Here is an 18,572-nt window from a genome sequence, read left to right on the forward strand (position 1 = left end):
AAATGGAAAAAGATAACATTGCAGTAGGTCTAGATATTGGAACGACAAAGATAGTTGCCATGATAGGCAAGAAGAATGAGTATGGCAAATTGGAAATTTTGGGTATCGGAAAATCCAAAAGTCTGGGAGTTGCGAGAGGAGTTGTAAACAACATCACGCAAACAATTCAGTCAATCCAGCAAGCAATACTTGAAGCAGAAAACAATTCAGGTTATAAAATTAAAGATGTTGTTGTGGGTATCGCCGGACAACATATCAGAAGTATACAGCATACAGATTACATTAGCCGTAATAATCCAGAAGAAGTTATTGGCGAAAAAGATATTCAGCTTTTGATTGATCAGGTAAACAAATTGGCAATGTTGCCAGGTGAAGAAATTATTCACGTTTTACCACAGGAATTTAAAATTGATGGGCAATCTGAGATTAAAGAGCCAATCGGAATGTACGGTGGAAGATTAGAGTCTAGTTTTCACGTTGTAGTGGGGCAGGCTTCTTCAATCAGAAATGTTGGAAGATGTATTCAGAGTTCAGGAATCGAGCTTTCAGGATTGACATTAGAGCCATTAGCTTCGGCAGATGCAGTTTTGAGTCAGGAAGAAAAAGAAGCTGGAGTTGCGCTTATCGATATCGGAGGCGGAACAACAGATTTAGCCATTTTTAAAGATGGAATCATTCGTCATACTGCTGTAATTCCTTTTGGAGGAAATGTAATTACAGATGATATTAAAGAAGGCTGTTCAATTATTGAAAAACAAGCAGAGCTTTTAAAGATAAAATTTGGATCAGCTTGGCCGGGAGAAAATAAAGACAACGAAATTGTTTCTATCCCTGGTTTAAGAGGAAGAGAACCAAAAGAGATTTCGCTTAAAAATTTATCAAAAATCATCCATGCGCGTGTTGTGGAAATTATTGAACAGGTTTTTGCTGAAATTAAAGCTTACGGACATGAAGATCCTCGTAAAAAATTAATTGCCGGAATCGTTCTTACAGGTGGTGGAGCTCAACTAAAACATATTAAACAATTAGTTGAATATATTACTGGTATGGACACAAGAATTGGATATCCAAATGAGCATTTAGCTGGAAATTCAAGCGAAGAAATTTCGAGTCCATTGTTTGCAACTGCTGTAGGTTTAGTAATGAACAGTATCGAAAACAGTACACAGAGTGCTGTGAGAATGGAGATCGTAAATGAACAGCCGAAAATTGTATATAGAAATGCACCGCCGCCAGTTCAACAGCGATACGAAGTAGAAGAAAACTACGTTGAAAGAGTAGAAGCTATTGAAGAATATAGAGAGCAACCTAGAGTTAGTAAGGTGGAAGCAGAATCTACAGAAACAAAGATTAGAAGATCATTTTTTGATAGATATGTCGATAAAATCAAAGATTTTTTAGACAACGCAGAATAGATATAAGCCGAATAGAATAATAAAAGAAAAGGATTACTTTCTGGCCCCAAGTCAAGAAGTAAAAAATGTACTAAATAAGAATTAAAAAACCAAAAAGATGATGAGCAACTCAGAATTTGGAAGCATTTCATTTGATTTACCAAAAAACCAATCAAATGTAATCAAAGTAATAGGTGTAGGTGGAGGAGGTAGTAATGCTATCAACCATATGTTTAAACAAGGTATTAAAGGCGTTGATTTCATCGTTTGTAATACCGATTCGCAAGCGCTGCAAAATAGTTCAGTGCCTAACAAGATTCAGTTAGGTATGAATTTGACAGAAGGTCTTGGAGCAGGAGCAAATCCTGATGTAGGACAGCAGTCTGCGATTGAGAGTATTGCCGATATCGAAAAAATGTTGGACCGTGGTACTAAGATGGTATTTATTACCGCTGGTATGGGTGGTGGTACTGGTACAGGTGCTGCTCCGGTTATCGCGCAATTAGCAAAAGAAAGAGAAATCCTTACAGTGGGTATCGTGACTATTCCGTTTCAGTTTGAAGGGAAAGTACGTCAGGAGCAAGCGCTTTTAGGAATCGAAAAATTACGTAAACAAGTTGACTCGTTGATCGTAATTAATAATAATAAATTAAGAGAAGTATACGGAAATCTTGGTTTCAAAGCAGGATTCTCTAAAGCAGATGAAGTTTTGGCAACAGCCTCAAGAGGTATTGCTGAAGTAATTACGCACCACTATACTCAAAATATCGATTTACGTGATGCTAAAACAGTTTTAGCAAATAGTGGAACGGCTATAATGGGATCTTCGGTTTCAGAAGGAGAAAACAGAGCAAAAGATGCAATTGTATCGGCATTGGATTCTCCACTGTTAAATGACAATAAAATTACAGGTGCCAAAAACGTATTGTTGCTTATCGTTTCTGGATCTAATGAAATAACGCTTGACGAAATCGGAGAGATCAACGATCATATTCAGGCTGAGGCTGGTTACAATGCTAATATCATCATGGGAGTTGGTGAAGACGAAACTCTTGGTGAGGCTATTGCTGTAACTATTATTGCGACTGGTTTTGATGTTGAACAGCAAAACGAAATCGTAAATACAGAGCCAAAGAAAATTATTCACACCTTAGAAGATGAGCAAAGAAGTGTTCATAATCTAACTAATAGACCTTTGACTTCTTTTGATTTAAATGCTGAAACACCTACAACAAAATCTGAAGATAAAGTTGTTTTTGACTTAATGGAGGATACGGTTGCTCCCGTAGCTCAAACTCCGGTTGCTCCTGTAACAACGCCTACAATTAATCAGGAAGAATTGGTAGTAATGTCAGAGTTTATTAAAAACCTTGATGTGACATTTGAAATTGTTTCTCCAATTACCGATATCGATTTTAAAATTTCGACTCCGGCAGCAGAGACATTCCAACAAGAAGTTAAGCCAGTACAGCAAAGAACTTTTGAAAGAGAAGAACAAACTACTTTTTCATTTGATTTACCACTTTTCAGGTCAGAGCCTGAAGTGAAAAAAGAACCGGTTATTGAGCAGGAATCTAAAATTTTGTTTGAGTTAACAAACGAAACACGTAATATTAAAGTAAATGATCCGGTTTCATTTGTACCAGTAACAGAACTTTCTGATAAAGGAATTATCAAATATTCTTTAGAGGAATATATGGAAGTAGAGAATGATTTAATGGCTTCAAAACCAGTTGAAAAAGTGGTTGAGGATGTTGTTCCTGAAGAATTAAATATTCAGTTGAAACCAAGAGTTGATTTTGCAAGTCAGCCTGATTTTTCAACAACTGCGGAAGTTTCTCCAATGGAATTGACTATCGAAGAAACTTTACGTTTACGCGCTGAAGAAAGAAGAAAGAAACTAAAAGAATTTAATTATAAATTCCATAATAATGTTTCAAGAATTGATGAGTTGGAAAAAGAACCTGCTTACAAAAGATTAGGAATCGATTTGTCGAATTCTCAGTCAAATAATACCAATTCAAGAATTTCTGTTGGTACTGATAGTAATAATGATTTGCAATTGCGTTCAAATAATTCATTTTTGCACGACAACGTAGATTAATTTTATATTCATAATATTAGGATAGCCCGAAAATTGGATTTAATTTTCGGGTTATTTTTTTTATCTTCGCACAGAATTTAGAAATTTGACTTCCTAAATAGGTTTTTAAAGTGAATCTTATTGTCTGTTTAAACCCTTCGGCTTCGCTCAGGATAAACTAGTCGAGAACAGATTCCGAATTAATATATCAAATAATAGGCTTTGCTTATTTTAAATAAAACATAAACATGAGTTTACAAACACAAATCATGGACGAGATCAAAACGGCCATGAAAGCAAAAGACACGGTAGCATTAGAAGCATTAAGAGCAGTTAAATCTGAATTATTATTAGCTTCAACAGCTTCAGGATCTAAAGAAGATTTATCAGAAGACGAAGAAATTAAATTGCTTCAGAGATTAGTTAAAACTCGTAAAGAGAGTGCTAGAATTTTTACAGAACAAAACCGCCCAGACTTAGCTGAACCAGAATTGGCTCAGGTTGCTGTAATCGAGAAGTTCTTACCAGCACAATTAAGCGAAGAAGAAGTAGAAGCTGTAGTTGCAAAAATCATTGCAGAAACAGGAGCTTCAGGAATTGCTTCAATGGGTAAAGTAATGGGATTAGCATCTGCTCAATTAGGCGGAACTGCTGAAGGAAAAACTATTTCTACAATTGTGAAGAAATTACTTTCGTAAATAATTTTAGTCCCGAAGTTTCGGGATTAGACTGTAGATTTTAGATTGCCAATTGAAATCTAAAATCTACAATCTGAAATCATTAATAAACTGACCTCGTAGTTCAACTGGATAGAATATCAGATTTCGGCTCTGAGGGTTGGGGGTTCGAACCCCTCCGGGGTCACAATAATAAAACGCATTTCTTTGATATCAAGGATTTGCGTTTTTTTATTTTATAACTTCCTTGGTTATTCCTGATCCGAATGATTTAGTGGTTAAATGAAATATCCTCTTCTTTTTCAAATATTCAAAAAGCTGTCAATTAAATGATTTAGTGTTTCTTACTTAGTCGTTTACAAATTTTTACAATTCTTTTTACATTGTAAATGGGTGTTTATGCATAAAACGAAAGTAGGTTTGCAGGAATAAAATGCATATTTATGAAAATAAAAAGTAAGTTGTTTCGATGTATAATTTTGATAACAATATTTAGCAATCATTCTTTTGCACAAGATACTATTGAAAAACAAATTCTGTGGACTACTGATTGGAGTCCTGACGGAAAATTTATTGCTATCGGTGGGAACTTAGACACTCTGAAAATTTATGATGGAAAAAAATTAAAATTGCACCAATCAATACCAATAAAAAGTACAGTAACTCGTGTAAAATGGCATCCATCAAAAAATAGTATTGCAGTTGCAACACAACTCTCGGAAGATAAATCCAGCATTATTAATTTAGATACCAATGAAAAAATTGAGTTGAGCGGAATTTCACCCGATGGAGCAAGAGCACTAGATTGGAATTATACAGGCGAATATTTAGTTGTTGCTGACAATGACGGAAAAATTTTAATTTACGATATTAAAGGCAAGTTAATAAGGAGTTTTAAAAACGAAAATAGTATAAGTATTACAGCTGTAGATTGGCATCCGAAGAAAAATATATTAATAACGGTTGCTGACAAAATACGGTTATTTGATATTCAGGGTAATTTGATAAAATCAATTAAACATAGAGCAGAAGAAGTGATGTTGTTGAGTGTTGCGTGGCATAAATCGGGGACTTTTTTTGTTACGGGTGACTACGGTGACAGAAAGGATAGATCATTACTTCAATATTGGAATGAGCAAGGTGAACTTATAAAATCAAGTGATATAAGTGAAGCTGAATACAGAAATTTAGCTTGGAATTCTAGAGGAAACAGATTGGCAACCGCTAGTGACACATTACGAATTTTCGACACCAAAGGCAAACTTATTTCAGAAGGCAACTCTGAAGATTATTTATGGGGTGTTTCCTGGAGTAAAGAAGGTAACAGAATTATTACGTCAAGTATACAACAAAACATAATTCTTTGGAATAATAGAGCCGAAAAAATACTATCAGTAGAATAACAAACACAACGAACATATATACTTTTCTATTTCAAAATAGCACTATTCAAATAATTCAACCAATTTTCTTTATAACTATTTCCAATCGGAATTTCTACATTGTTTATTTCAATTTCATTTTTTGAGTAAGCGTTTAGCTTCTTGGTATTGATGATGAAAGAACGATGAATTCGAATAAAATCTGGGTTCAGCAGTTTTTCAAAAACGGAAATATTTTGTTTAATATGATGCGATTTTTCGTTTTCAAGATGAATTGTAATATAGTCTTTCAGACTTTCGATGTACAGAATTTCATCAAAGACAATTTTAATGTTTTTATTGCCGCTAGTAACAAAAATATGATTGTCGGTTACTGGATTAATCTCTTTTTTAGATGTCTGTAATTGCTTGAATTTTTCAATCGACACAAAAAAACGATCAAAGGTAATGGGCTTCAAAAGATAATCAATCACATTGAGTTCATATCCTTCAAGAGCATATTCTCTATATGCAGTTGTAAAGATAACTTTTGGAGGATTTTTGAGCTTTTTTAGAAAATCATTTCCTTTAAGCAAAGGCATTTCGATATCTAAAAAAATTAAATCGACGGAATTTGTCTCTAGATAAGAATAAGCTTTTAAAGCATTCTCAAAAGAATCGGCCAGTTCAAAACTTTCAAAATTGGCTAAATGTGAAGCAATTAATTCTCTCGCTAAAGGTTCGTCGTCAACAATGATGCATTTGTGTTTCATTCAAAAAAGAATAAATATTTACGAATTCTAAAAATCTAATTTAGCAGTTTTGGATTATCTTTTGTAATTCTTTCCAGAACTTCTTTTCCGTTATTATTTTCAGGATTCAATTCAATCGATTTTTTGTACATTTTTACAGCTTCTTCAGTCTGATTTATTTTCAATAAAGCTTCGCCATAACTATCGTAAGCATTTGCACTTCCTGCATTTAATGTCAAATTCAATTTAAAAACTTCTGCTGCTTTTTTGTTTTCATTTTTTGCCAATAATTGATATCCCCAAGTATTTAAATCTTCTTCAGAATTATTAAAAACCAAATCGGCGGCCTTTTCTTCGTTATTGGCTGTAATGGCATATGCTAAAGCACGTTCTTGAATTTCTGCCTTTTGTTTTGAGGCATTCGCATATATTTTTGCAATTGTGGTTATTACCAAAGATGGATTCCCGATCCAAATTCCGTGACCGCAATCATTTGCTGTAATCCCGGTTACATTCGGATTATTGGCTACATATTTTTTATGACATTCTTTCCAACGTTCGATATCTTCGGGTGCTTTTAAGAAAGGAATTCCGTTTACAAAATCCACAACAGGAATGTGTTGCGGAATCGAAATCGTACTCATTATCTTAACCGTTTCACGAATAGTAGCCGACATAAAGTAGGTTCCTCTATTGTTTTTCTTCCATTGCGGAATAAGCTTTTCCTGTTTTAATAATTCTTTTTCGATTACACCGTCTTCAAAATAATTGTGATTCACGTCAATTAAAACAATTCCTTTCACTAGTTTAGGATGTCTTGAAGCATAAAGCGCCGAAAGATAACCTCCATAAGAATGAGAAACTAAGATGATTTCTTTATTGTATCCTAACTTTTTTAGCCCAATTTCCAAATCTTCGATACTGCTTATAATACCATGTTTCGATTCGTCAGTTTGTAAAGTATCAATAGTACTTTGTCCAAAACCTGCACGGTCGTAAGTAATAAGCGGAGCATTTGTAATCTCAGAAGTTTTATCTAAAATAGAATTCCAAACCGATCCGTCATTTCCTCCGCCAGAATCAAAAAGAATAGGGGTACCTTTTCCTTTTACGATCTTAAAATGTAATTTATGATTTCCGACATCAACAAGAGTGTCTATAGTTTTAGATTGGCCGTTTGCCGCTATAAAAGTGCATAGTAAAGAGAGATTCAATAAAAATTTCTTCATAGAATTAAAGCGTAAGATAAAGTTTAACGGAATATTTAGTTTGAGTTTCTTCAATTTCCAGTTGATGTTTTTTCGGATACAATAAATCGAGTTGTTTTTTAACATTTATCAACCCAATTTTTGATTTGCCGGAAATTTTCGAAAACTCATTTTTAGGTTTTGTGTTTTCAATACTAAAAATGATTTGTTGTTTCTTGCTTTCCAGATTCAATCGAATTGTTGCTTTTTCAGTTTCATTGATCACGCCATGTTTAAAAGCATTTTCGATAAACGTCAGTACAATTAGAGGCGAAATTTTGTTGTTCTCCTGAATGTCTTTGGCAAATAAAATATCCAGTCTGTTTTCGCTATAGCGGAGTTTTTCCAGTGCAATATAATTTTCGATTAGAGTAATTTCCTTTTCAATCGAAACATAATCTTCATTACATCGATATAAAACAAAATCCAGAATTTCAGATAATTTAGCAATAACTTCGGGCGCTTTATTATCTTTTTTTAAGGTTAAAGTGTAAAGATTATTTAAAGTGTTAAATAGAAAATGAGGATTTAACTGATTTTTCAAAACCTTAAGTTCCATTGATTTTTTCTCTTCTTCTAATTTTAATAAACGTTGTTGCTTGCGGTTAAAACTTATAAAACCTAAAATAATAACCGGATAAGTAATAAAAGAAAACTCCCTCAAAATCAGTTTTCCTGATGTTAGTCTTTCGGGAACTGTCATTTTATGACCAAGCCAGTCCGCAAAAAAATCAGGAAACTTTGGTTCCAGATAATAAAATTTTATGAGCATCAAAAGAGCAAAAACAATATAAATCCAGCCAATTGCTGAGGCGATGAAAAGCAAATATCTTTTTTTATTTAATGTCTCAGGAATAATCCAATAAATCAGACCATAGCCAACAGACGCCTGCGCTATAATTTTAATAGAATAAACAAAAAGAAACGTATAAGTATCTTCGTTGTCAGACTTGTTTGAAAAATAAAAAAGTAAAAAGAAAACCCAGTAGAAAAAATGAAGCGCGATTCTTTTTAAATCTAGTTTTTTGAAAAAATTCATGGTGTATTTTAATTACGGGCAAGGTAATAAAATATAGAGGCAAGATTTAGTAATAGCTATAAATAATGGGTTTTTGGCATTAAAAACGAAGTCTTAGCATACGAATTCATTTTTTATTTGCTTTTTATTATTTGAATGCGAAAACGGCCTTTTTATCGGCGGTCGCGATTGCGAGGTTGTTATAAAATTAGATTTGCTTAAAAATAATTATGATCAAATTTATTCTTTTGTTAGTGACTTTACTCTGTAATGCACTAAAATGAAAACCTTTAAAATAAGCAAAAACCGAATGAAAAGTAGAATTAAAAACACCCTTGGAATACTGATTTTAATGAGCACAATAAATTTATTTTCGCAAGAAAGTAAACAAGAAATTAAATACGACTCAACTTCTAAATTAATCAAACCCACACTGTTTGCAGATTTGGGCGAATCTTGCCAAACGCCCGACGGAATGGCATTAGATAAAAAAGGAAATTTATTTCTCTCCATTACCAATCCAATTACATTTGACAAACACGGAAGTAAAATTCTAACTTTTGATAAAAACAACAAACCGATTACCTGGTTTGATAAATTGCCATTGCATCCTATTACAAAAAAGGTGCATCCGATGGGAATGGAATTTGGACCCGATGGGAATTTATACGTTATGGACAACCAAATGTTTGCCGGAAAAGAGAATTTCTCAAGATTAATCCGAATCAATGTAAAAGACGGAAAACCTGTAAATGCAGAAGTCTTAGTAGAAGGTTTTAATTTTGGTGAAGCCGTTAGATGGTCCAAAAATCGAGTTTACATCACAGACGCTTTATTTGAAAACCGTAGAGAAAGCGGAATTTATAGTTTCTCAATGGAAGAATTGAACCAAAAAAATATTGTTTTAGATCCGTCTAATAAAGAAAAATTTCTAATTGCTACTTTTTTACTTAAGCCATCCGTAACAAAAAGAACGATAGGAATTGACGGAATTGCTTTCGATAAAAAAGGCGATTTGTACGCAGGAAATTTTGGAGACGGCGTAATTACTAAAATTGAGTTTTTTAAAGATGGAAAAGTAAAATCCAAAAAAGTTGTTTTTGATTCGGAACTACTAAAATGTTGTGATGGCTTTTATTATGATCAAAAGCGTAACTCTATCTTTATCGCCAATTACGAAAATAATAGTGTGCACCAATTAAACTTAGACACCAATACGATTTCATTAATTTGGGAAAATGGAAACGAGAATGGAGCAGACGGACAATTGGATAATCCTTGTGAGACTATTATTTACAAAGGAAAATTGTTGGTTGTGAATTATGATACTTTTGAAGGAGAGAAGAATACTGAAATTGATAGTTTTCATACCATTTCAAGTTTTGAATTGTAAATTCGAGAAATAAATCGAGCATAAAAAAGCCAGCAAAATCATATAATTTTGCTGGCTTTTTTGATATAAGATTGAAGCAGAAAATTGTTTATTTACTCAATTTCAATGTATTCAGATTGTCCTTTTTCGTTTCCGTTTGTTAGCCATTCCCAGTTTAAAGACAATTTTATTTTCCCTTTTTCTGTCCTTGTAATTTGGGCTATTGCCTTACCGGCTTTTAATTGATTGTCTGTTGTTAAACATTGATAAAGCATATTTAATTGATCGCCTTTTAAGTCGGCAATAATTTTTCCGTACTTTATTGTACCTCCAAAATAGTCGGCCGTAATAAGGTTTTCTTCTTGTTTATAATTAAATGTTGTTTCTGAATTTACCTGACCATTTTCTGAGTTTTCAATCAGTGCAAATCGTTTATTATTAAAATCGAATGGATTCATTTCGTTTGTTTTTTTATTGATTTAAATTCTCAATTTATTCTTCCAGTATCTTTTCGGTGTCAACCGGATTATTTTCCTGATATATTTTTTCTCCTATTTTTCCTTGATCTCCGAGTGCGCGACCTTTTATGAGCCAGGCAATTCCAAAAGCAAAAAGAGCAATGGCTTCAAAAACCAAAGTAGAATAGGAAAAGAGTTTGAATTTTCCTGAAATGGGAACTAATACTAATGAAACCAAAATCGTATACCCGCAAAATCTATAAATGTTATTTTCGTTTAAAATGCTTTTAGGCGCTATTATCTCGTTTGCCTGACCAAGTGTAAAAACATTTAGAGCTAACAAAGCAAGAATGAGAAAAAATACACCTGCAAATCCATAATGAAGCCAACCTAGCCAATTGGCATCAGACGGAATGAAGGAATAAACCTTTTTTGAAAAATCGGCAGGATTTGTGGGAATGAGCGCAACGCCAATTGCCATAATTCCGGCAACGTTCGTTAGTAAGTTATCATTTTTCCAAATCGATGTATTTCCATGTCCTTTATAACGAATCAAAAACAAACCAACCGCACATAAAGTTCCGGTAAAGATTTCCCTTAAGTTAGTATAATAATAGTCACTAATCGAAGGTTGAATCTGTGTCTCGAAAAATGAAATCAGAGAAAGTCCAACCAAAAGAATAGGCAGGCTTAAACCCAGATACCCAATGGCGCGCCTAATGCGTCTATAGGTGAAAACATCATAACTTTCAATTTTGATTTCTTTTCCCATAACTTTTCTGTTTATCAACGGATAAAGTTAATAGATTTACTTTTAAGTAACTGATAATTAGTGTTTTTAAATGCTTCTGTAGCTTTTATTTTTTAGAAAATACATTCTCTACAACCCACGCCGGACCAATTAATAAAAACTGAAGATCTTTTAAGAAGGAAGGTTTTTTGCCCTCGATATTGTGTCCGTAGAATTGACCAATCCAAGCGATTACAAAAACACCGATAGAAAAAATCCATAACGGAAAAACCTGTCCGATATAATAATTTACCACCAGACAAATAGCAGAAAAAATGGCAATTTTAATAGCCATCGCAACCGATAATCTAATGTAGAAAATAAGAACAAAAAGCAAAACTACAAAAGCCCAGTTTTCGATAATTGGTGCGTGCAAATTCAAAGTATTGGCAATAATTCCGCTCGGAATACTCATTAATAATCCAACGATCGAAAAGTAAATTGCCGGCACACAAATGTAGTGTATGGCTTTGTTTTTTGGGTTCTGATGACTTACGGCATATTCGGCAAACCATTGATCTAATGTTCTCATTTTTTGTGGTTTTATAGGTTAGTTGTCGTAAATCTAATGAAAAATCTTTTTGCTATTGCAGAATAAAATTTCTCTCGCAGTCCCGATAGCTATCGGGAGCAGATCAAGCTGATTTTTTTTTAGATTAAAATCTGTTTAATCTGCCAAATCTGCGAGAGTCGAAATTAGATTTTTTGAGCAACATTATATTCAAAAACATTATCCCACAATTCATCAATAGTAACAAGTGCTTTGTCTAGATCAATAACGCTCCATTTACCATCGTTTTCTATGCCGAGGCCAATACTTTTCAGCTTAGATAATGCATTTTTTACGTTAAAATCTAAATCGGTATTTAGTTCTTCGTTAAACCAGGTTTCAATTTGAGAATCCAATTCTTCAGCAGTCAGTGGGCTTTCACTTTTATACAAAAAGCTATAGGCTAAAATGGTTTCTTTAAGCACTTCTTCTTCAGAAGAATTTAAAAGGGAATAAAAAGCGCCGCTGTTGTTTCCGATATTTTTAAAATACAAACTATCCGAAAGCAATTTAGAATAGCGGATTTTCTTGTTCACAAAATTATTGTATTGTCGAAAGCAATAGGCAGATAAGATTCCCAAAGCGATTAAACCTTGATTCAAAGAGGTTTTGCTGTTTAATAAATCTATTGCTTCGCCGGTTTCATACGCATCATACATATTGATTAGAGCCGGAATTACCTTAGCGCTCAGTAATGAAATTCCACCAAAAATTCCCGGAACCCAAAGTAGCATTTTATCTTTCAAAGACATTCTCGGAATGGCATTTGGGAAAATAGTTTCCAAGTCATTTTTTGGAACTCGCTTAAAGATTTTCAGAACAACAGATCCCGGTTCAAAAGGCATTTTCCCTACTTTCACTTTCTTTTCTTTAAGAAAATTAGTGTCATTATAATGAAGGTAAATCAGTACGCGATCGTAGTATTCGATTTCGATTTCTTTCTTCCAAAAGAAATATTTTTTGACTTTTTCTTTTGACTTATGATGTCCGCGCACATACAATTCGTAGTCTTTGAAAGCATTAAGATCAATAGAAAGATTTAGCCCAATTAGATCTGAATCTTTAAAAGCTTCGTTTAAAGTTTGCTGATCAATTTTTCTGTAATTTCCCTGTTCCAAAACAGTTAGTAAAGTTTCTTTAAAAAGAGAAAAATCACTTTTGCCAATAAAGCTTTTTCGTTCTTTTTTACTCAAATCAGGATCAAACAAAGCATAGTTTTGTTTTAGATTTTTGTTTAAGTTAAAAGCTTCGTAATGAAAATAATGTTCGATAATATCAAATAACTTTTTGAAATCATCTATCTCATTTTGATTTTTTGTGAAAGAGGCAATCTGGCGCTCGAGTAAAAATTCCTTGTTAAAGGGAATATAGTGTTCTCGTGTCATGTTTTGTAGGTTCTTAGGGTACTAAGCTTCAAAGATACATCATTTAAGGCTTATGGGCTTATAGTGGCAAAGGTGCAAAGAAAAAGATACACGAATGTATCTTAATCTTAAGCCCTTAGCGGATATATATTTGAGTAAAAATTACTGATTAAATTTGGTTGCAATTTAGTGCTGCGATAATTCTGTTTCGGTGTGCATGGCACAAACCCAATTATCATTTTCCTTAATCCAGGTCGAAGTACAGGCACATTTTACGGGGCTATTTTGTTTCTCGTCTGCAACTTTTATTTCTATTAGATAGGCAGTTATCGCAGTGCTTTCATTAAGTAGTTGTAATTCTACATCAGAGAAGCTTAAAAGTTTTATATGATTGCCGTCTACTGATTCAAACATACTTTTAAACGTGGCTTCATCTACACTTTGTAAGCCACTTTTGCCTGCTATAATACAAGGAAAATGAGTCAGATTTTTTACTGTTTCATAATCGTGATTTTCCATTCCCTGCCAATATCTTTTTTCAAGTTCAATAATTTGCATTTCCATAATAATCTTTGTTTGGGTTAAACAGTATTGCAAAGTTTGCAATAATATTAAAAAGGATGCCCACTTTTAACATAGATTTAATTGCCTTCAGAAATTATAAGCAATTCTAAAACAGAATTATCACGCTCTTGCAACAGTGCTTTTTTGTTTATATGGTATGAAGTATTTCGGGTTTATTTATAAATAAAAAAGTGAGATTCTAAATCGGTTCCAGCGATTCAAAATCCCACTTATAATTCCAAAAAAAAGTGACAAAATTTATCGTTTCTCTACAGAAACTGTATGCTAAAAATTAAACTATTAATCTGCAATATTACTATAAAAGAAAATTGTGGTTATACGTATTTATACCTGTTTTTTGCTTTGGCGGATAAAGATTTTGGGTCTTGTTTTTTTTTTGATGAAGGATATAAGGTTCAATTTGTAAATCAACACTATTGGTTTTACATCACACCCCATCGATGAATCAAAACCATCCATTTTTGACGTCATCAACCTCAAATTTGAAGCCTTCGACGCCAAAAATGACCCTACTAGCCGTCAAATTTGGGGTTCCCAACGTCAAAAATGACGTCAAGAACCCCAAATTTGACGTATGCCTACCTCATTTATGAAGCTCGGAACCGCATAGATGGATGATAGAACGTCAAACTTTGGTATATTCATAAAAAAACTCCCGAAAGTTTAATTTCGGGAGTTTTTTATTTTTAGAAATTTAAAAATTACTGATTAAGGTGGTCTTCAATTTTCTTCTCGGCAGTGGCACCGGTTCTATTAAAAAACTGCGCCAACTCCTTCACTTTAACCTCAAAACCTGCAGTCTTGCTACCTGCTTTGTATTTACTATAATCGTAATCCGTCAAGGCGACGTGATAACAATCGTAATCGTGAAGGGTTTTGTTGTTTTTTAGATTGTTTAGGATAGCTTCTAAACGCATAATCGTGTTTTGCAGAAACTCTCTCGAGTCGCAATCATTTTGAAACTCCAGCCAGTCAACATCAGGGCTGCTCATAGCAGGCTGACTGTTTCTAAAATCTCTGACTTTGTTAATTAAAAGTTTGTTTTGCTCGTTTACGCTTCCATACCTGCTGCGCTCCTCCGGGCTAAGGTTTTTAAATTTGGGAGTTAGAGAATTTTCCATGCTCGCCATCGAAGCATTTACATTTGTTTTTTCTGCTGCAGTGTAATGAAGTCCGTTTAGGTTTTCTAAAGGCATACTCTTTTTGATTTAAGTTAATAAATAAATTATATCCGTAAACTTAAAAGACGACAATAGTAAGTAATGTTCTTAATGCGGTTTAGTTGTGATAGTTTAGGTTAATCAATTTTGAATTATGAGTCATGAATTATGAGTTATGAATTATGAGATGGATAATATTGTTATATATTATCAAATTGCCGCATTTTCTCATTGCCGCATTTTCTCATTGTTTAAATGAAAGTTTTTTCTTAACTTTAAAATACTCAAATCTAAGAGGTTATGGTAGTGGAAGTTTTTAAAACGAATGTGCAGAAAGAGTCAGACAAAAATTATGTCATCGCTATTATTCAGAGCCAGTTTCCTAATTATAAGGTTAATTTCGATCTGGAAGACTGTGATAAAATATTGAGGGTTGAAGGAATTGACCTTGAATGTGATAATATAATTGACTATGTGCATTGTCTCGGATATACTTGTGTTCGATTAGAATAAGCGGTGAGTAAAGCTTAATTCTCATTTGGGGATTATTTTCTACATTTGCGGTCTATGAAAAAAGCGTTCCAACTCTTCGATTTTACCCAGAAAGTTAATTATAAAAACGAAATTTTAGCCGGTTTAACCGTTGCCATGACGATGATTCCGGAATCCTTATCGTTTGCTATTTTGGCCGGATTTCCACCTTTAGTTGGTTTGTATGCCGCTTTTATTGCCGGGTTGGTAACAGCTATTTTTGGCGGAAGACCAGGAATGATTTCAGGTGGGGCAGGAGCGACAGTAATTGTTTTGATTGCTCTGATGAAATCGCACGGAATAGAATATGTTTTTGCAGCCGTCGCACTTGGCGGTGTTGTTCAAATCTGTATCGGACTTTTTAAACTCGGAAAATTTATTCGCTTAGTTCCACAGCCTGTGATGTTTGGTTTTGTAAACGGTTTGGCAGTTGTGATTTTTATGTCGCAGTTGGAGCAGTTTAAAACTGTTATTAATGGTCAGGTTTCCTGGCTTCAGGGAACTCCTCTGTATATTATGCTTGGTTTGGTAGCTTTGACTATTGCGATTGTTTTGGTTTTTCCGAAGATTACAAAAGCAGTTCCGGCATCTTTAGTAGCTATTATGGTCGTTTTTGCTTTGGTAATTGTTTTTAATATAGAAACCAAAACAGTAGAAGATATTGCCTCAGTTCAAGGCGGATTTCCTCCTTTTCATATCCCGAATATTCCGCTTTCTTTCGAGACTTTTAAAATCATATTTCCGTACTCGGTAATTGTTGCTGCAGTTGGTCTTACTGAAGGTTTGCTTACGCTGAATCTGGTCGATGAAATTACAGGAACAAGAGGAAACAGTAACAGAGAGTGTATCGCACAAGGAAGTTCGAACATCTTAAACGGCTTTTTTTACGGAATGGGCGGTTGTCCTATGATTGCGCAGACTTTAGTGAATCTTGGAGCCGGTTCGAGAGCCAGACTTTCAGGAATTATTGCGGCACTGACGATTTTAATAATAATACTTTTTGGAGCACCAGTTATTGGGAAATTGCCAATGGCAGCTTTGGTCGGGGTAATGATGATGGTAGCCATCACGACTTTTGAATGGGCAAGTTTCAGGATTATAAATAAAATGCCGAAGCATGATATTTTCGTCGGAATTTTAGTTGCTGTAATTACAATTGTATTGCATAATTTGGCTTTAGCGGTTTTAATTGGTGTAATTATTTCAGCTTTGGTTTTTGCTTGGGAAAGTGCCAAAAGAATCCGTGCAAGGCATTTTATTGATGAAAATGGAGTGAAACATTACGAGATTTATGGACCATTATTCTTTGGGTCGGTAGCTGCTTTCATGGAGAAATTTGACATTCAAAATGATCCAAATCACGTGATAATTGATTTTAAAGAAAGCCGCGTTTCTGATATGTCGGCAATTGAAGCACTAAACAATCTGACCAAAAAATACAATCAGCTAAATAAAACAATAGAGCTACAGCATTTAAGCGAAGACTGCAGGCAATTACTAAAAAATGCCGATGCGGTTATTAAGGTAAATGTCATCGACGATCCAACATACAAGGTAGTGAGTTAATTAGGTAATTATATCAACACAACGTATATGTAGAGACGCATTTTAATGCATCTTATGCGCAATGTAACCACAATTTATACACGTGATATAAATCCACGACCTAAACGCAACAAACCCGACAGTTTTTTTAAAAACCTGTCGGGTTTGTTTTTTGTCAGGCTGAGCGGAGTCGAAGCCCACGTGCCAATTGGAGTGCCCTTCGACTCCGCTCAGGGTGACATTCAGTTCGTTATCAAATTATCAAATTATCAAATTATCAAATTATCAAATTGACACATTATCAAATTGCCCATTATCTAATTAGCGAAGCATCGCCTCAACATCGCTCAATTTCCCGTCAATTTCGCCAATTTGCAAACCTAAAATATGCGCTATTAAAGGATAAACCGAAACATTCTGGAATGTTTTAACTGTTTTATCGACTTTAAAATTTGGGCCTTTAGCATAAAAAATAGCATGCATATCTTTTTCATTGTTATCATAACCATGAGTTCCGCCTTTAATATGCGTGCTTTCTTTGCTAACCAAACTCCATCCTTTATCAGCTTCAATCACAAAATCATGCACACGTGGATTAGTTCCGAAATGCAGTCTTTTTGGAACTTCGGTCGATTTCCAAAAATGAATGTGAGGTACTTTTTTCAAAGCATTAGCAATAGAATCGTGATACCCTGCTTTTGCCTGAAGGCTCATAATTGGGTTAATTACATCTTTATAACCTAGCCATTCTGGTTTTAAATAATCTAAAACGGCTACTTTTTTATCATTGCTGATAGCGGCCATTCCGTGATCAGAAACAATAATCAAATTGATTTGTTTTCCAATAGAAAGCTCATCTAATCTTCTGGATAATTCACCCATAATAGAATCCATTTTGATGACCATTTTTTTATTTTCTGGCGAAAGCGGACCAAAATTATGACCCGTATGATCTGGTTCGTCAAAATATAAAGTAACAAAATGCGGACGCTGTTTTTCTGGAAGCTGCAACCATTTTAAAACCGTATCAATTCGAGCGCCATACGGAATTTTGCTATCATATTTTTTGTAAATACTTGGATTTCTGTTGTCAATATCAGAACCCGGCCAGAAGAAAGAAGCTGTTTTTACACCTTGCTGTTCGGCTAAATTCCAAATCGGATTTCCACCATAAAATCTCGAATCATTTTTTGCTTTGCTTGATAATGAGAAAGATTCATTTAAAGCCGAATCATAAAAAACGTTATTAATAATTCCGTGATGATCCGGATAAAGTCCCGTAACGATTGAATAATGATTTGGAAAAGTTTTGCTTGGATAAGACGGTTTCATTGACTTTGCATGAACGCCTTTTTTCTCAATCTGTTTCAAATTTGGAAGATTGAATTGTTTCTGATAATCCCAGCGAAATCCATCCATAGAAACTAAAACGACATAAGCATCTTTATTGGTTTGGGCTTGTAAAAAAGTAGTAAGAAGTAAGAGTGTAAAAGATAAAAGGTGAGTTGTAAATTTTCTCATTTTGCAATTTTAAATAGAAACGCAAAGGTAGAGATAAGAGATTTTTTAAAGAAAAAGAGAATGTTAAATAAAAGGGTTGCCACTAATTGCACGAATTATTTTTTCTAATCTTTACGAATATTTTTTTGCCACAGATTAAAGGATTAAAAAGATTATAATCTGTG

Annotated in this window: 16 protein-coding genes and 1 tRNA gene; 7 read left to right on the forward strand and 10 right to left on the reverse strand. The window is 33.9% G+C overall.

The features are described from left to right. Positions 1-2: 2 nt before the first annotated feature. The 5 genes from ftsA (at position 3) to BD847_RS17360 (ending at position 5,557) form a co-directional block, all read left to right on the forward strand. Complete coding sequence (gene ftsA, locus BD847_RS17340; protein WP_115889531.1) at positions 3-1,415, forward strand: cell division protein FtsA; 1,413 nt, start codon at positions 3-5, stop codon at positions 1,413-1,415. A 97-nt stretch (positions 1,416-1,512) separates the two neighbouring features. Continuing rightward, positions 1,513-3,498 carry a cell division protein FtsZ gene (gene ftsZ, locus BD847_RS17345; RefSeq protein ID WP_115889532.1) on the forward strand — a complete coding sequence of 662 codons (1,986 nt, stop codon included), beginning with the start codon at positions 1,513-1,515 and terminating at the stop codon, positions 3,496-3,498. 227 nt (positions 3,499-3,725) lie between these two features. Beyond that, on the forward strand, positions 3,726-4,175 hold the full coding sequence (locus BD847_RS17350) for a GatB/YqeY domain-containing protein (RefSeq protein WP_008467137.1): 450 nt from the start codon (positions 3,726-3,728) through the stop codon (positions 4,173-4,175). Between the two features lie 92 nt (positions 4,176-4,267). Further along, positions 4,268-4,341, forward strand: a tRNA-Arg gene (locus BD847_RS17355). Positions 4,342-4,633: 292 nt separating this feature from the next. After that, on the forward strand, positions 4,634-5,557 hold the full coding sequence (locus tag BD847_RS17360; RefSeq protein ID WP_167443880.1) for a WD40 repeat domain-containing protein: 924 nt from the start codon (positions 4,634-4,636) through the stop codon (positions 5,555-5,557). 26 nt (positions 5,558-5,583) lie between these two features. Here the strand turns inward: BD847_RS17360 and BD847_RS17365 are convergent, their stop codons facing one another. The 3 genes from BD847_RS17365 to BD847_RS17375 are packed head-to-tail and all read right to left on the reverse strand — an operon-like array spanning position 5,584 to position 8,553. Continuing rightward, complete coding sequence (locus BD847_RS17365; protein ID WP_115889534.1) at positions 5,584-6,288, reverse strand: LytR/AlgR family response regulator transcription factor; 705 nt, start codon at positions 6,286-6,288, stop codon at positions 5,584-5,586. A 35-nt stretch (positions 6,289-6,323) separates the two neighbouring features. Then, the gene (locus tag BD847_RS17370; protein ID WP_167443881.1) at positions 6,324-7,496 is read right to left on the reverse strand and encodes an alpha/beta fold hydrolase; all 1,173 of its coding nucleotides are present in this window, start codon (positions 7,494-7,496) and stop codon (positions 6,324-6,326) included. A 4-nt stretch (positions 7,497-7,500) separates the two neighbouring features. Beyond that, positions 7,501-8,553, reverse strand: coding sequence for a sensor histidine kinase (locus tag BD847_RS17375; RefSeq protein WP_115889536.1), 1,053 nt, complete (start codon positions 8,551-8,553; stop codon positions 7,501-7,503). A 289-nt stretch (positions 8,554-8,842) separates the two neighbouring features. On the opposite strand from BD847_RS17375, the gene BD847_RS17380 reads away from it, so the two are divergent. Continuing rightward, positions 8,843-9,925 (forward strand): SMP-30/gluconolactonase/LRE family protein, encoded by a 1,083-nt coding sequence (locus BD847_RS17380; RefSeq protein ID WP_147298519.1) that lies wholly within the window; start codon positions 8,843-8,845, stop codon positions 9,923-9,925. Between the two features lie 92 nt (positions 9,926-10,017). Here the strand turns inward: BD847_RS17380 and BD847_RS17385 are convergent, their stop codons facing one another. The 6 genes from BD847_RS17385 to BD847_RS17410 form a co-directional block, all read right to left on the reverse strand. Next, on the reverse strand, positions 10,018-10,362 hold the full coding sequence (locus BD847_RS17385; protein WP_115889538.1) for a hypothetical protein: 345 nt from the start codon (positions 10,360-10,362) through the stop codon (positions 10,018-10,020). Between the two features lie 34 nt (positions 10,363-10,396). Continuing rightward, positions 10,397-11,134 (reverse strand): DUF998 domain-containing protein, encoded by a 738-nt coding sequence (locus BD847_RS17390; RefSeq protein ID WP_115889539.1) that lies wholly within the window; start codon positions 11,132-11,134, stop codon positions 10,397-10,399. An 85-nt stretch (positions 11,135-11,219) separates the two neighbouring features. Further along, the gene (locus tag BD847_RS17395; protein ID WP_115889540.1) at positions 11,220-11,684 is read right to left on the reverse strand and encodes an Mpo1 family 2-hydroxy fatty acid dioxygenase; all 465 of its coding nucleotides are present in this window, start codon (positions 11,682-11,684) and stop codon (positions 11,220-11,222) included. 164 nt (positions 11,685-11,848) lie between these two features. Continuing rightward, entirely contained in the window at positions 11,849-13,087 is a 1,239-nt protein-coding gene (locus BD847_RS17400; RefSeq protein WP_115889541.1) for a TMEM143 family protein, read from the reverse strand. A 165-nt stretch (positions 13,088-13,252) separates the two neighbouring features. Then, positions 13,253-13,630: a nuclear transport factor 2 family protein gene (locus BD847_RS17405; protein WP_115889542.1), complete on the reverse strand. Its 378-nt coding sequence runs from the start codon at positions 13,628-13,630 to the stop codon at positions 13,253-13,255. Between the two features lie 722 nt (positions 13,631-14,352). Then, positions 14,353-14,847, reverse strand: a complete 495-nt coding sequence (locus BD847_RS17410; protein WP_115889543.1) for a hypothetical protein — start codon at positions 14,845-14,847, stop codon at positions 14,353-14,355. 531 nt (positions 14,848-15,378) lie between these two features. On the opposite strand from BD847_RS17410, the gene BD847_RS17420 reads away from it, so the two are divergent. Next, complete coding sequence (locus tag BD847_RS17420; RefSeq protein WP_115889545.1) at positions 15,379-16,908, forward strand: SulP family inorganic anion transporter; 1,530 nt, start codon at positions 15,379-15,381, stop codon at positions 16,906-16,908. Positions 16,909-17,208: 300 nt separating this feature from the next. On the opposite strand, the gene BD847_RS17425 is transcribed toward BD847_RS17420, so the two are convergent. After that, complete coding sequence (locus tag BD847_RS17425; protein ID WP_115889546.1) at positions 17,209-18,408, reverse strand: alkaline phosphatase family protein; 1,200 nt, start codon at positions 18,406-18,408, stop codon at positions 17,209-17,211. Positions 18,409-18,572: the final 164 nt, after the last annotated feature.

The organism is Flavobacterium cutihirudinis, from assembly GCF_003385895.1.
Classification (GTDB): domain Bacteria; phylum Bacteroidota; class Bacteroidia; order Flavobacteriales; family Flavobacteriaceae; genus Flavobacterium; species Flavobacterium cutihirudinis.

Coding starts and splice junctions, on each gene's coding strand:
- ftsA (WP_115889531.1), top strand. CDS start 3: ATGGAAAAAGATAACATTGCAGTAGGTCTAGATATTGGAACGACAAAG.
- ftsZ (WP_115889532.1), top strand. CDS start 1,513: ATGATGAGCAACTCAGAATTTGGAAGCATTTCATTTGATTTACCAAAA.
- BD847_RS17350 (WP_008467137.1), top strand. CDS start 3,726: ATGAGTTTACAAACACAAATCATGGACGAGATCAAAACGGCCATGAAA.
- BD847_RS17365 (WP_115889534.1), bottom strand. CDS start 6,288: ATGAAACACAAATGCATCATTGTTGACGACGAACCTTTAGCGAGAGAA.
- BD847_RS17370 (WP_167443881.1), bottom strand. CDS start 7,496: ATGAAGAAATTTTTATTGAATCTCTCTTTACTATGCACTTTTATAGCG.
- BD847_RS17375 (WP_115889536.1), bottom strand. CDS start 8,553: ATGAATTTTTTCAAAAAACTAGATTTAAAAAGAATCGCGCTTCATTTT.
- BD847_RS17380 (WP_147298519.1), top strand. CDS start 8,843: ATGAAAAGTAGAATTAAAAACACCCTTGGAATACTGATTTTAATGAGC.
- BD847_RS17385 (WP_115889538.1), bottom strand. CDS start 10,362: ATGAATCCATTCGATTTTAATAATAAACGATTTGCACTGATTGAAAAC.
- BD847_RS17390 (WP_115889539.1), bottom strand. CDS start 11,134: ATGGGAAAAGAAATCAAAATTGAAAGTTATGATGTTTTCACCTATAGA.
- BD847_RS17395 (WP_115889540.1), bottom strand. CDS start 11,684: ATGAGAACATTAGATCAATGGTTTGCCGAATATGCCGTAAGTCATCAG.
- BD847_RS17400 (WP_115889541.1), bottom strand. CDS start 13,087: ATGACACGAGAACACTATATTCCCTTTAACAAGGAATTTTTACTCGAG.
- BD847_RS17405 (WP_115889542.1), bottom strand. CDS start 13,630: ATGGAAATGCAAATTATTGAACTTGAAAAAAGATATTGGCAGGGAATG.
- BD847_RS17410 (WP_115889543.1), bottom strand. CDS start 14,847: ATGCCTTTAGAAAACCTAAACGGACTTCATTACACTGCAGCAGAAAAA.
- BD847_RS17420 (WP_115889545.1), top strand. CDS start 15,379: ATGAAAAAAGCGTTCCAACTCTTCGATTTTACCCAGAAAGTTAATTAT.
- BD847_RS17425 (WP_115889546.1), bottom strand. CDS start 18,408: ATGAGAAAATTTACAACTCACCTTTTATCTTTTACACTCTTACTTCTT.